Source organism: Frankia nepalensis, from assembly GCF_016786325.1.
Classification (GTDB): domain Bacteria; phylum Actinomycetota; class Actinomycetes; order Frankiales; family Frankiaceae; genus Pseudofrankia; species Pseudofrankia nepalensis.
The window spans coordinates 1-12,692 of record NZ_JADWYU010000389.1 but is presented as its reverse complement, the minus strand read 5'-3'; the positions used below and the strand labels follow the sequence as shown (position 1 = coordinate 12,692).

At 71.3% G+C, this 12,692-nt stretch carries 11 protein-coding genes and 1 pseudogene; 9 read left to right on the top strand and 3 right to left on the bottom strand.

Annotated features, from left to right (window positions below; translation table 11 throughout):
- Positions 1-224 precede the first annotated feature (224 nt).
- The gene (locus I6A81_RS42435) at positions 225-1,145 is read right to left on the bottom strand and encodes an HpcH/HpaI aldolase/citrate lyase family protein (protein ID WP_203002277.1); all 921 of its coding nucleotides are present in this window, start codon (positions 1,143-1,145) and stop codon (positions 225-227) included.
- 119 nt (positions 1,146-1,264) lie between these two features.
- Positions 1,265-2,245 (bottom strand): TIGR03621 family F420-dependent LLM class oxidoreductase, encoded by a 981-nt coding sequence (locus I6A81_RS42430; protein ID WP_407661486.1) that lies wholly within the window; start codon positions 2,243-2,245, stop codon positions 1,265-1,267.
- A gap of 225 nt (positions 2,246-2,470) precedes the next feature.
- Between I6A81_RS42430 and I6A81_RS42425 the strand changes: the two genes are divergently transcribed.
- From I6A81_RS42425 to I6A81_RS42390, 8 genes are all read left to right on the top strand, one after another.
- Complete coding sequence (locus I6A81_RS42425) at positions 2,471-3,661, top strand: CaiB/BaiF CoA transferase family protein (protein WP_203002275.1); 1,191 nt, start codon at positions 2,471-2,473, stop codon at positions 3,659-3,661.
- A gap of 142 nt (positions 3,662-3,803) precedes the next feature.
- Positions 3,804-5,138, top strand: coding sequence for an aromatic ring-hydroxylating oxygenase subunit alpha (locus I6A81_RS42420; protein ID WP_203002274.1), 1,335 nt, complete (start codon positions 3,804-3,806; stop codon positions 5,136-5,138).
- A gap of 14 nt (positions 5,139-5,152) precedes the next feature.
- The gene (locus tag I6A81_RS42415; protein WP_203002273.1) at positions 5,153-5,491 is read left to right on the top strand and encodes a hypothetical protein; all 339 of its coding nucleotides are present in this window, start codon (positions 5,153-5,155) and stop codon (positions 5,489-5,491) included.
- A gap of 26 nt (positions 5,492-5,517) precedes the next feature.
- On the top strand, positions 5,518-6,354 hold the full coding sequence (locus I6A81_RS42410; protein WP_203002272.1) for a TauD/TfdA dioxygenase family protein: 837 nt from the start codon (positions 5,518-5,520) through the stop codon (positions 6,352-6,354).
- Between the two features lie 228 nt (positions 6,355-6,582).
- Complete coding sequence (locus I6A81_RS42405; RefSeq protein ID WP_203002271.1) at positions 6,583-7,338, top strand: SDR family NAD(P)-dependent oxidoreductase; 756 nt, start codon at positions 6,583-6,585, stop codon at positions 7,336-7,338.
- A gap of 88 nt (positions 7,339-7,426) precedes the next feature.
- A complete protein-coding gene (locus I6A81_RS42400; RefSeq protein WP_203002270.1) occupies positions 7,427-8,164 on the top strand; it encodes an SDR family NAD(P)-dependent oxidoreductase in 738 nt (245 codons plus the stop codon).
- Positions 8,165-8,548: 384 nt separating this feature from the next.
- The gene (locus I6A81_RS42395) at positions 8,549-9,982 is read left to right on the top strand and encodes a carboxylesterase/lipase family protein (RefSeq protein ID WP_203010535.1); all 1,434 of its coding nucleotides are present in this window, start codon (positions 8,549-8,551) and stop codon (positions 9,980-9,982) included.
- A gap of 337 nt (positions 9,983-10,319) precedes the next feature.
- A complete protein-coding gene (locus tag I6A81_RS42390; protein ID WP_203002268.1) occupies positions 10,320-11,156 on the top strand; it encodes a mycofactocin-coupled SDR family oxidoreductase in 837 nt (278 codons plus the stop codon).
- Between the two features lie 121 nt (positions 11,157-11,277).
- On the opposite strand, the gene I6A81_RS42385 is transcribed toward I6A81_RS42390, so the two are convergent.
- Positions 11,278-12,204: a TIGR03564 family F420-dependent LLM class oxidoreductase gene (locus I6A81_RS42385; RefSeq protein ID WP_203002267.1), complete on the bottom strand. Its 927-nt coding sequence runs from the start codon at positions 12,202-12,204 to the stop codon at positions 11,278-11,280.
- 359 nt (positions 12,205-12,563) lie between these two features.
- Between I6A81_RS42385 and I6A81_RS42380 the strand changes: the two are divergent.
- Positions 12,564-12,692, top strand: a pseudogene (locus tag I6A81_RS42380) (TetR family transcriptional regulator); the annotation flags it as partial.

Genomic DNA, 12,692 nt, shown 5'->3' with positions numbered 1-12,692 from the left:
GCGACCCACTCGCCGCCGATGAACAGTTTTTCCTGTACCTGCATGGTGCTTCCTCCGGTGGCTGTCCGGCCGGGGCGGTGGCCGGGCGAGAGCGGGACGGCCTGCGGTGGGAGGTGCCGGGGCTGCGTGACCATTCCGAAGGCCCGGGCGCCCGGCGGCATTCCGGGCCCGGGCCAGGCCTCGTCAGGTCTCAGGCGTCGTCGAGTGTCAGGCCTTGTCGGGTGTCAGGCCTTGTCGATCAGCCCGGCGAGTGCCGCCCGGTGCAGCGTGTTGGCGGCCAGCCGCATGTGGGCGGCGTCGACGAGCCGGCCGTCGCGGCCGATCGCGCCCACGCCCTCGGCCTCGGAGGCGCGGTAGACCTCGATCGAGTCGCGGGCCTCGGCGATCTGCGCCTCGGTCGGCGCGAACACCTCGTTGGCGATGGTGATCTGCGACGGGTGGATCGCCCACTTGCCGTCGAACCCGAGCAGGCTCGCGTGCGTCGCCGCCCGCCGGTACCCCTCGGGGTCCTTGTAGGCCGGGTAGGGGGCGTCGATCGCGTCGATGCCGGCGCCGCGGGCCGCCGCGAGCACCTGCACCCGGGCGAAGTGCCAGAAGTCGCCGGGATAGTCGCCGACCGGGTCGAAGTTGCCGTCGACCCGGGCGTGCAACGACGCGGACAGGTCGCCGGCGCCGAAGATGATGGCCTCCAGCCGCGGGCTCGCCCTGGCGATCTCGGCCGCGTTGGCCAGGCCCTCGGCCTCCTCGATGAGGACCTCCAAGCCGATCCGCTTGCGCAGGCCGAGCTTCGTCTCGAGCTGGGTGAGCAGGACGTCGAACCACCAGACGTCGCGGGCCGAGCGGGCCTTCGGGACGATCAGCACGTCCACCGCCTCGCGGGCGCCGGTGACGACCTCGACGACGTCGCCGTGGCACCAGGGCGTCTCCAGGCCGTTGACCCGGACCGCGCGGACGGTGTGCCCCCAGTCCTGCCCGGTCAGCGCCTTCACGGCGATGCCGCGGGCGGACTCCTTGGCCGCGGGGGCGCAGGCGTCCTCCAGGTCGAGGAAGACAAGGTCGGCCCCGGACGTGGCCGCCTTCATGCACATCTTCTCGCTGCTGGCCGGGGTGGCCAGCTCCGAGCGGCGGGCGCGCGGTTCGCGCACGGGTCCTCCTCTACAAGCTGTTCCTGGGTCCTGCGAAGTCTGCCGCTCCGGCCGCCGCACGTGGGCCGCCGTGAGACCTCGATGACGGGCCCGGCCAGCCGGCGAACTGCGGTGGGTGGCTACTTGTCGGTCAGCTGGGCGGCGATGGGCTGGAAGGACTCGACCTGCGCCTGCTGGATGCTGATGTAGTTGATGCCGTAGGTCTCGCGGCGCTCGATCAGCGTCTCGGCGATCTCGTCGGCGGTTCCGATGAGCACGTTCGGATGCGCGGCGACGACCTCTCGAGTGGTCTTCATCCAGCCGGCGATCCGTTCGGTCGCCTCGGCGCGGTCCGCGGTGATCTCGAGGAAGTTGGGCGAGCCCTCGAGGTCGAGCACGCCCCTGCGCTCGGGGGCCGCGTCGTGGACGTAGCCGACGCGGCGGGCGAGTTCCTCGGCCGGGGTGAGACCGGCCTCGTTGACCGCGACGAACGGGACGCTCGAGATGCTGACGATGTCGCCCTCGCGGGCCGCGAACGACAGGACCCGCTTCTTCGCCCCGCCGATCATGATCGGCGGGTGCGGCTGCTGCACGGGGAGCGGCAGGCCCCGGTAGCCGGACACGTTGACGTGCTCGCCCCGCACCTCGATCGGCTCACCCGACCAGTGGGCCTTGGCGAGGGCGACGACCTCGACGAGCTTGTCGATCCGGCGCGGCGCCGGCGGGTACTCCAGGCCCATCGCGGCGTACTCCGGGCCGCTCCAGCCGCCGCCGATGCCGAACTCCAGCCGGCCGTCGGAGAGCAGGTCGATCGTCGCCGCCTCCTTCACCAGGGCGGCGGGAACGTGGTAGTCGACGCAGAACACCCGGCTGCCGACCCGCAGCGTCGTCGTGACGGCGGCGGCCGTGGCCATCGCGGCGATCGGCGCGAGCAGCGTCGGCGGCAGGTTGGCGGCCCGCCCGGCCGGGCCAGGGCCGAGGTAGTGGTCCGCCACGAAGAGGGTGGAGTAGCCGAGGTCCTCGACCTTGCGGGCCAGGTCCCGCCACTCGGCGCCCGACCCGGCCTTGCCCTTGTGCGTCGCGAAGGTCCCCTGGACGGCGAAGCGGAACGGGCGGACCATTGTCATGATCCGAACATAGCATGCTCGCCTGGCGGAAGCTCGTCTGTGCAGGACGGTAGCGCTGTTCTCAAATGTGTGGAATGATGGTTCTCGCACCGGAGACCGGCGTTCCCGCCGCCTAGGCTGTCGGGTCTCTACCCGGACAACCCGACGCGACGGTCCCCGCCGTGGGCCGCCCTGGTGGCGGGGCGTCTGGTCTCCCTCGCGGCACGAAAGGCACACCGCATGCACGCGCTTGACGGAGTCAAGGTCCTCGACCTCGGGACGTTCCTCGCCGGACCGTTCTGCGCCACCGTGCTCGGCGAGTTCGGCGCGGAGGTCGTCAAGGTCGAGCGGCCCGGCGGCGGCGACAACCTGCGCCGCTTCGGCACCGACACCGAGTGCGGCGACACCCTCGTCTGGCTCTCCGAGGCCCGCAACAAGCGATCCGTCACCATCGACTTCGCCGACCCGCGCGGCCTGGAGCTGGTCAAGGAGCTCATCGCCTGGGCTGACGTCGTCATCGAGAACTTCCGCCCAGGCGTCCTGGAGAAGTGGGGCCTGGGCCCGGACACGATCGAGGAGATCAACCCACGGGCGGTCCTGCTGCGGGTGTCGGCCTACGGTCAGTCCGGGCCGCTGCGCAACCTTCCGGGCTTCGCCCGGATCGCGCACGCCTTCTCCGGGCTCGCCTACCTGGCCGGCGAGCCGGACCGGGTGCCCGTCACCCCCGGCTCGACGTCGCTCGCCGACTACATGACGGGGATGTACGGCGTCATCGGCGTGCTGATGGCGCTGCGGGCCCGCGAGACCACCGGGCGCGGCCAGGTGGTCGACATCGCGCTGTTCGAGACGATCTTCCGGGCGCTGGACGAGCTCGCGCCCGCCTACCAGAAGTTCGGCTACGTGCGGGAGCGGATGGGCGCGGACACGGTGAACGTCGTCCCGCACAGCCACTACCGCACCGCCGACGACCACTACGTGGCGATCGCCTGCTCGCACGACGACATGTTCACGCGGCTGTCGCGGGCGATGGAGCGCCCCGAGCTGTCCGCGCCCGAGCGGTTCGGCCCCAAGCAGAACCGGCTCGCGGCCCGCGACGAGGTCAACGGCATCGTCTCCGACTGGGTCCGCTCGCTGCCCTGCGACGAGGTCCTCGCCCGCTGCCGCGCGGCCGGGGTCCCGGCCGGCAAGCTCTACTCGATCGAGGACATCTTCGCCGACGAGCAGTACCAGCACCGCGGGACGATCACGACCCAGGACTCGCGGATCGGCCCGCTCGCGGTGCCCGGCGTGGTGCCGACCCTGTCCGAGACCCCGGGGGAGATCCGCTGGCTGGGCCCCGAGCTCGGCGAGCACACCGACGACGTCCTCACCAGGATCCTCGGCCGGTCGGCCGAGATCATCGCGAAGCTCCGCGCCGACGGCGTCGTCTGACCGACGGATGGCAGCCGACGGCTGACGGCCTCGGCCGCGCCTTCCGACAGCCCGACGGCGTCGCCCGCGACGTCACCCTGTAACCGCTTTCGGCACCGGAGATCCGTCCGGTCCGAGCTCATCCCGAGAAGGGGGTGGAGAGATGTCCAGCATCCAGAAGCTGGCGACCGGTCGAGACAAGTACACGCTGGATTACCCGGAGCTTGGCACCGGTCCGGTCAGCTACGAGGACTCGTACTCCGAGGAGTTCTACCAGGCCGAGAAGGAGGCGATCTTCAAGCGGACCTGGCTGAAGGTCGGCCGGGTCGAGCAGCTGCCGCGCAACGGCACCTTCTTCACCCGCGAGCTCAAGGGCCTCGGCTCGATCGTCGTCACCCGGCACACCGACGGCGAGATCTACGCGCTGTACAACGTCTGCGCGCACCGCGGGAACAAGGTCGTCTGGCAGGAGCACCCGGCCGAGGAGTCCAAGGGCTCCGCCCGGCAGTTCCAGTGCAAGTACCACGGCTGGCGGTACGGCCTCGACGGCAAGTGCTCCTACGTCACCAAGCGCGACCAGTTCTTCGACTCGCTGCCCGACGACAAACTCGCCATGCCGCAGGTGCGCTGCGAGGTCTTCGCCGGGTTCATCTTCGTGAACTTCAGCAAGGACGCCCCGCCGCTGCGCGAGTTCCTCGGCGAGAAGCTGGTCACGGAGATCGAGGCCTGGCCCTTCGAGAAGTTCACCAACCACTGGAGCTTCCGGACCTACGTCAAGGGCAACTGGAAGATCGGCATCGACGCCCTGCTCGAGTGGTACCACCCGGCCTACGTCCACGGCCGGTTCCTCGACACCGACGTGTCGCAGGCCGAGAAGCTCGTCCCGCCGATGGACTCCTACCACTACGACCTGTTCACCCCGCACATGCTGACCTCGGTGCCCGGCCCGCCGCCGCTGAAGAAGAAGCAGGGCTCGGTCGGCCCGGCCGCCCGGGACATGAACTGGGTGTACAAGCTGTTCCGCGCCGGCCTGTTCGGCCCGGACGACGTGCGCGACGACCTCGGGCACCTCACCCCGGAGCGCAACCCGGGTGAGGTCAAGTACTGGAGCAACGACCAGTACTGGGCGTTCCCGAACCTGTCGATCCAGCTGTGGGGCCGGGGCTACTACATCACCTACCAGTACATCCCGGACTCCGTCGGCGGCCACAACTACGAGGTCGACATCTACTTCCCGGAGCCGAAGACCGTGTCCGAGCGGCTCGCCCAGGAACTGGTCGTCGACAGCACCATCGAGTTCGCCATGCAGGACACGAACACGGTGGAGGCCACCTACTCGGCCATCAGCCAGCAGGCGCTTTCCGAGTACCACCTGTCCGACATGGAGCTGATGATCCGCCAGTTCCACCACGTCGTCCGGAGCGCGGTCGCCGCACGACCTCCCAGATCGGCTTCGCCGATCCGGCAGGAACCCCGTCAGGCCGGCACCGAGAAGTAAGGGAGCGGAAGACGATGACCACCACGGGCACCCTCCCGGAGAAGTTCAGCGCGCTGGAGCCCTGGGTCGAGGACTGGGCGCTGGCCACCCGGCCGGAGCGGTACGAGAAGCGGCTGTCGAAGACCATCGACGAGCTGCAGGAGTTCTACGACGCGATCGCGCCGGTCGCCGAGGAGGCGATCGAGTACCTCGACGGGTTCGACGTGAACGACCTGCCGGAGGCCGAGACCCGACTGATGCACCTGCTCTATTCGATGATCATGGTGTCGTACCCGGTGAACATCTTCAAGCAGCCGCGCATCCCCGACTCGGGCGCCGCGTTCTTCAACACGGCCGTCGAGCCGGCCATCTAGGGCCGGCGGGGGAGACCGAGACACCCATGGCCATCACCACCACCCCGATCACGCCGACCACGGGCGTCGAGATCACCGGGCTCGCCGGCTCCGCGCTGGTGGACAAGGCGGTCGCGGCCGACACCGTGGCCGCGCTCGACGAGCGTGGCGTCGTGATCTACCGCGAGGCGGACGTCGCCGACGAGGACCTCGTCGCGTTCAGCCGGATGCTCGGCGAGGTCGTGCCGCCGCGGCATGGCTCTGTCAAGGGCCACCCGGAGGTTCAGGCGATCACCCGGGACGCGTCGAAGAGCAAGATGGCGGCGTATCGCGAGGCGACGTTCTGGTGGCACTTCGACGGTTCCACCGACGTGTTTCCGGACAAGTACACGCTGCTCACCGCGCGGGCGGTCTCCGTCGACGACGACGGCGACACCGAGTTCGCCAACACCTATGCCGCGTACGACGCCCTCTCCGACGAGGAGAAGGCCGAGCTCGCGGGCCAGCGAGTGGTGCACAGCTTCGCCGCGTCCCAGCTGAAGGTCTACCCGGACCCCGCCCCCCAGGAGAGGGCGGCCTGGGACCGCATCCCGTCCAGGGAGCATCCGCTCGTCTGGAGCCGGCGCAGCGGCCGTACGTCGATGCTGCTGGGCTCGACCGCCGGCGAGGTCGTCGGCAGGCCCGCGGACGAGGGGCTGGCGTTGCTCGACCGGCTGCTCGCCGCCTCGACCCAGCCGGAGTTTGTGGTTCGCCACAAGTGGCGGCGCGGTGACCTTGTCATCTGGGACAACACGGGGATGCTGCACCGGGCGCTGCCCTACGGTGAGAGCTCCCACCGGCTGATGCACCGCACGTCCATCGCCGGCGACGAGGCGATCGCCTAGCACGGCGACGAGGCGGCTGTCTCGCGCGACGTCGTCTCCTACGACGTCGTCTTCTACAGCGTCACCTCGTACAACGTTGGCCCATACGACGCCGTCTCGGGCAGCATCGCCTCGGGCAGCAGGTCATCGGGGCCCGGGCCCGTGCCCGCCGCGCCTTGCGGCGCGGCCCGCGGGCCCGGGCCCCAGGGCCGATCATCGGCAACCCAGGACCAAGGGAGGTTCGGCACAGTGACCGAGCGAAAGACGGCGGTCGTCACCGGCGGTGGATCGGGCATCGGGCGGGCCGTCGCGCACCGGCTCGCCGCGGACGGCTTCGCCGTCGCGGTGCTGGACCTCAACGCCGACACGGCCAAGCAGGTCGTGGAGGAGATCACCGAGGCGGGCAACGAGGCGGTTGCCTTCGGCGACGTCGACGTGTCCGACCGGGGGCAGGTGAACGCCGCCATCGAGAGCATCCGGCAGACCCTCGGCCCGGTGCTCGTGCTGGTCAACAACGCGGGCGTCACCGGCTTCCGGGAGTTCCTGAAGATCAGCGACGCGTCCTGGAACAAGACGCTCGCGGTCAACCTGTCCGGGCCGTTCTACCTCAGCCAGGCGGTGCTGCCGGACATGATCGCGGCCCACTGGGGCCGGATCGTGAACATCTCGTCGTCCAGCGCCCAGGGCGGCCAGCAGTACATGGCGCACTATGTCTCCTCCAAGGCCGGCCTGATCGGCATGACCAAGTCGCTGGCGCTGGAGTTCGGCGAGCACGGGGTCACGGTGAACACGATCCCGCCGGGCTTCGTCGACACGCCGATGCTGCGCGAGTCGGAGCGGCGCGGAATGCTCGGCGGGAGCGTCGACATCCACGCCGAGCGCACCCCGGTCCGCCGCCCCGGCAAGCCCGAGGACATCGCCGCGGCCACCTCGTTCCTGTGCCGGGAGGAGGCCGGGTACATCACCGGCCAGATCATCGGCGTCAACGGCGGCCGCAACACCTGAGCGGCCCGGGCGGGCCGGCGGCCGCCGGCCCGCCCGCTCGTCGCCTTCGAACATCGACCGTTCGGACATCGACGTCGTGGGAGGAACCGTGGGAAGGCTGGACGGGAAGGTCGCGATCGTCACCGGTGCCGGCTCCGGCATCGGCAAGGCCTCGGCGCTGCTGTTCGCCCAGGAGGGCGCCAAGGTCGTCTGCGCCGACCTCAACGGCTCGGAGAAGGAGACTGCGGCCGAGATCGGCGCGAACGCGGTGCCGGTCCAGGTGGACGTCGCCGTCGGCGCCGAGGTCGAGAACATGGTCGGCACGGCGGTGCGCGAGTTCGGCAAGCTCGACGTGCTCTTCAGTAACGCCGGCATCTCCGGCCCGTTCGGCCCGGTTCACGAACTCGACGAGGAGACGCTCGACCGGCTGCTCGCGGTGAACATCAAGGGCGTCTTCTTCGGCATCAAGTACGCCGTTCCCGAGATGCTCCGCAACGGGGGCGGCTCGATCATCAACACCGCGTCGAACGCCGGCATGGTCGGTTGGAAGGACAAGGCGGGCTACTCGGCGGCCAAGGGCGGCGTCGTCCTGCTCACCAAGTCCGCGGCCTTGGACTACGCGAAGTCCGGCATCCGGGTCAACGCGGTCTGCCCGGGGATGACCTGGACGGGCATGGCCGCCGCGCAGGCGTCCGCGCCGCCGGAGAACATCAAGGTGCCGAACCCGATGGCCCGCTTCGCGATGCCCAGCGAGCTCGCCGCCGCGGCGCTGTTCCTGGCCAGCGACGAGTCCTCGTTCATGACCGGCGTCGCGATGCCGGTCGACGGCGGCTACGTCGCCCGCTAGCCCAGTCGCCTGAGGTCCCTCGCCTGATCTTGCCGGGGCCACTTGACCGCCGATTCGCGCACACATCTGATGATCACTGGCTCGCGGGGTGCCTGGCTCCTTCCTTGATCGTCGGATGTGTGCGCTGTTCGGCGGTTTCTGCACGTTTTGTCCCGGAACTTCGTACGGATCTGGTGATCTGCCTGGGAGACCGGACCGGGGCGGGCCTCACTGCCGGTTGTGTACGCGGATCGGCGTCCGGGGCGGCGGAAGCTGATCCGCGGGAAGCCTCGTAGCCCGGTCGCCGGCCCCGTGCGCCCAGGGCCTGGTATCTCAACGTGGCGTACTCGGCGCAATCCGGCGAGACTCGTGCCAGAACGGCCCGAAAACCCCCGGAGGTTCGCGATGCCGCGCGAGGCGCCGACCGTCCTGACCAGCCATGGCGCCGTGCGGGGCGCGCGGACCGCCGACGGCATCCACGTCTTCAAGGGCATCCCGTACGCCGCGCCGATCACCGGGGGAGCGCGGTTCGACGCGCCGCGCGCGCCGGAGCGCTGGGACGGGACGCGGGAGGCGACCCGGTTCAGCCCTGGCGTGCCGCAGCCGGCGTTCGTCGGCTCGGCCGAGCCGCTGTGGACGCCCGGCGACGGCGACGACTGCCTGAGCGTGAACGTCTGGACACCGGATCCGGGGGCCGCGGGCCTGCCGGTGCTCGTCTGGCTCCACGGCGGCGCGTTCATCCTCGGGTCGAGCACCCAGCCCGGTTACGCCGGCGCGGTGCTCGCCTGCGCCGGCGTCGTCGTCGTGAGCCTGAACTACCGGGTAGGCCTCGAGGGCTTCGGCCAGCTGCCCGGCAAGCCGGCCAATCGCTGGATGCGCGACCAACTGGCCGCGCTGCGCTGGGTCCAGGACAACGTCGCCCGCTTCGGCGGCGACCCGGGCAACGTCACGGTCTTCGGCCAGTCGGCCGGCGCCACCTCGACCGCCTGCCTCGTCGCCTCCGACGCCGGCCGTGGCCTGTTCCGCCGGGCCATCGCCCAGAGCGTCGCCGGCGTGGTGGTGGACGAGGCCACGGCGCTCGCGACCACCGCGCGGATCGCCGCCGCGCTGGGAGTGGAGCCCACGGCTGACGGTTTCGCGGGCATCCCGGCCGAGGCCATCCACGGCGCGCAGGCGGTCCCCGGCCAGGTCACGCCGTACGCGCCGGTCCTCGACGGCGAGCTGGTGCCGGCCCGGCCGTGGGAGCGGCTGCGCGGCGAGGTGGACCTCGTCGTCGGCTTCACCCGCGACGAGTTCCAGCTGTTCACCCTGCTGGAGGGCCGGGCGGAGGCGGACCCCGCCGCGACCGTGGCCGAGGTGGGACTGCCGCCCGCCGCCCTGGCCGCCTACCGGGCCGCCTACCCGGGCCTCGGCGACCTGGACCTGCATACGCTGATCATGACTGACGCGGTCTTCCGGATGCCGTCGCTGTGGTGCGCCCGACGCCACCCCGGGCGCGTTTTCTGCTACGAGTTCGCGTGGGCGTCGCCGGCGCTCGGCGGCGCGCTGCGCTCCTGCCACGGCCTCGACGTCCCGCTGACCTTCGGCAACCTGGCCGGCGGGATGGCGGACCTGCTGCTCGGCAGCCCGACACCGGCCGAGGCCGCCCCGCTGTCGAAGGAGATCCGCGCGGCCTGGGTCGGCTTCGCGACGGACGGCGACCCGGGCTGGCCCGAGTACCAGTCCGCGGGACCCGAGGGCCCCGAAGGGGGCCTGGCCCGCCGCTTCGACGTGCCAAGCTCGGTCGTCGCCGACCCCGTGGCCGCCTCCCGCCGCATCTGGGAGCCGGTGCTCGGCTGAGCCGGCCGCCCGGGCGCGGCCGTGGGCCTGCCCACCTCTCGATCGCCAGCCGTCGGCCGTCGGCCGCCAGCCGCCAGCCGCCAGCCGTCGGCCGCCGGTCGTCGGCCGCCAGCCGTTGGCGGCTGGTCCACGCCCGGCCGGCGTGACGCCGGCCGGGCGTGACTTAGGCCGATGTGACCTCGGCGCCGCGAGCCCGGCGCGGCGCCGTGGGGCATGGCGTCCCGACTCGGCATCCCTTGATCGGTCGTGGCCTGGGTGTTAGACATACCCGACCAGACCTGCTGGTCGATCGCTCAGCATGATCTTGGGTTGTCGCGTACGTCAGAAGGAGAGAGCTATGCCCGGACGGGTCGACGGCAAGGTCGCGTTCATCACCGGCGCCGCCCGCGGCCAGGGCCGCAGCCACGCCTTGACGCTGGCGCGGGAGGGCGCCGACATCATCGCCATCGACGTCTGCAAGCAGCTTGAGAACGCGGCGTTCCCGATGTCGACGCCGGAGGACCTGGCCGAGACGGTGCGCCTGGTCGAGAAGACCGGCCGGCGCATCTACGCGGTGGAGGGCGACGTCCGCGACTTCGACGTCCTGCAGGCCACCGTGGACGAGGGGGTGGCGAGGTTCGGCCGCCTCGACATCGTCTGCGCGAACGCGGGCCTGGGCAGCAACGGCGCCAAGCTCCACCGGATGAGCGAGCAGACCTGGCGTCAGATGATCGACGTCAACCTGACCGGTGTCTTCCTGACCACCAGGGTGGCGACCCCGCACATCATCGCGGGCGGCCGCGGTGGCTCGATCATCCTGACCAGTTCCGTCGGCGGGCTCCGGGCCCTCCCGAACGTCGGCCACTACACCGCCGCCAAGCACGGCGTGGTCGGCATCATGCGCACCCTGGCGATGGAGCTCGGCAAGTACAGCATCCGGGTCAACTCGCTGCACCCCACCCAGGTCAACACCCCGATGGCGATCAACGACGGCACCTTCCGCCTGTTCCGCCCCGACCTGGAGAACCCGACCGTCGAGGACTTCGCGCCCATCTCCCAGAGCATGCACATCCTGCCGACCCCGTGGGTCGAGCCCGAGGACATCAGCAACGCGGTTCTCTTCCTCGCCTCCGACGACAGCCGCTTCATCACCGGCGTCACCCTCCCCGTCGACGCTGGCACTCTGCTGAAGTAACCCGAAGGGTCTGGCCCGGCCGCCGCGCGCACGCGGGCGGCCGGCCCGGGTCGTCTCCTGGGTCTTCGGCCGTGGGACTGGCCACCCAGGACGGACGCCAAGGTCGTGGGGCCTGGGCCTGTCAGCCGACCAGCTCGCGGAGGAGGTCGGTGGTGCGGCGTACGGAGGCGGACCGGGCCTCGCGGGTGTCGCCGACGGGGAAGACCGCGGCCCAGATGTCGGTGGCACCGGCGTCGAGCAGGCCCTGGAGCTGGGTGGCCACGGTGGCCTCGGAGCCGACGATGGCCGCGCCGGCGGCGTCCTCGACGCCGCCCAGGGCGAGGACCCGCTGGTAGTTCGGCATCCCACCGTAGGAGACGGCGGACGCCGCGGCGGCGGCGCGCGCCTGCGCCAGGTCGTCGTGCACGGCGACCGGGAGCCCCGCGACGACCCGGGGGTCGGGCCGTCCGGCCGCGGCGGCCGCGGCGCGCAGCTTCGGGACGATGTGAGCCTCGATGGCCTTTGGCGGGGCCATCCAGAGCACGGCGCCGTCGGCGGTCTCGCCGGCGACGCGCAGCAGGCGCGGGCCCAGCGCCGCGAGCAGGACGGGGATCGGATGGGCGGGCGTGGTCATCCTTCCGCCCGCGCTGCGGGTCGACCAGTCCTCGCCCTTGACGTCGACGTCCGCACCGCGCAGCAGGGCGGTGAGGATGGTCAGGTACTCCTCGGTGCTGCGGCCGGGATGGTCGTAGGACAGGCCGTAGACGTCGCGGATCAGCGGCTCGTGGGACGGGCCGATGCCGAGCGTGAAACCGGGCCGGCCCATCGCCGCGACGACGGAGGCGGCCCGGTTGGCCTGCAGGAGCGGATGGCACGGGTAGGTCTGCAGGACGGCGGTTCCCAGCTCGATGGCCGATGTCTCCCGCCCGGCCAGCGCCATGGCGACCAGTGGGTCACCGGTGACGTTGCTCGCGTACCACAGGGCGCTGAAGCCGTCTGCCTCCGCCCGCCGCGCCTGCTCCACGATCTTGTCGGGCGTCGAGCCGCCGCCGGTCAGGCCGATCCGCACAGAATTCTCCTTCGGCTCCGGGACCGCTGCTGGAGGCAGACCGGCGCGGGCTACGCGCCGACGTCGCCGCCCCGCCAATTATACGATCGTATTGCGCTGTCGTCTCCGCTGCCGGCGGCGGCGATGTCGCCCCCGCGGTGGACCTGCTTGTGGCCGAGCGCCGCGGGCATGGTGGCGCGGGCATAGTGGCGCGAGCCACTGCGCGTGGACGAGCCTGGGCAACCCGGGTAATCACGCCGGGCAGGTCCGCTTGTCGCCGCCCCGCGATGGCCCGCGGCGCGTAGTATGCCGGAAAATTCGTTCACGGACAGCCGCCGGGTGTAAGGCGGCGGGCAGGCCACCGTCCCGAAAGGCCCCAGATGACGGCACCTCGGCGGGTCGGCGCCCAGACGTCGAAGACCCGCGCCACCTTGTTGGACCGGGCCGAACGGCTGATGCTCGACGAGGGGTACGCCGCGGTCACCTACCGCGCGCTGGCGGCCAGGGCG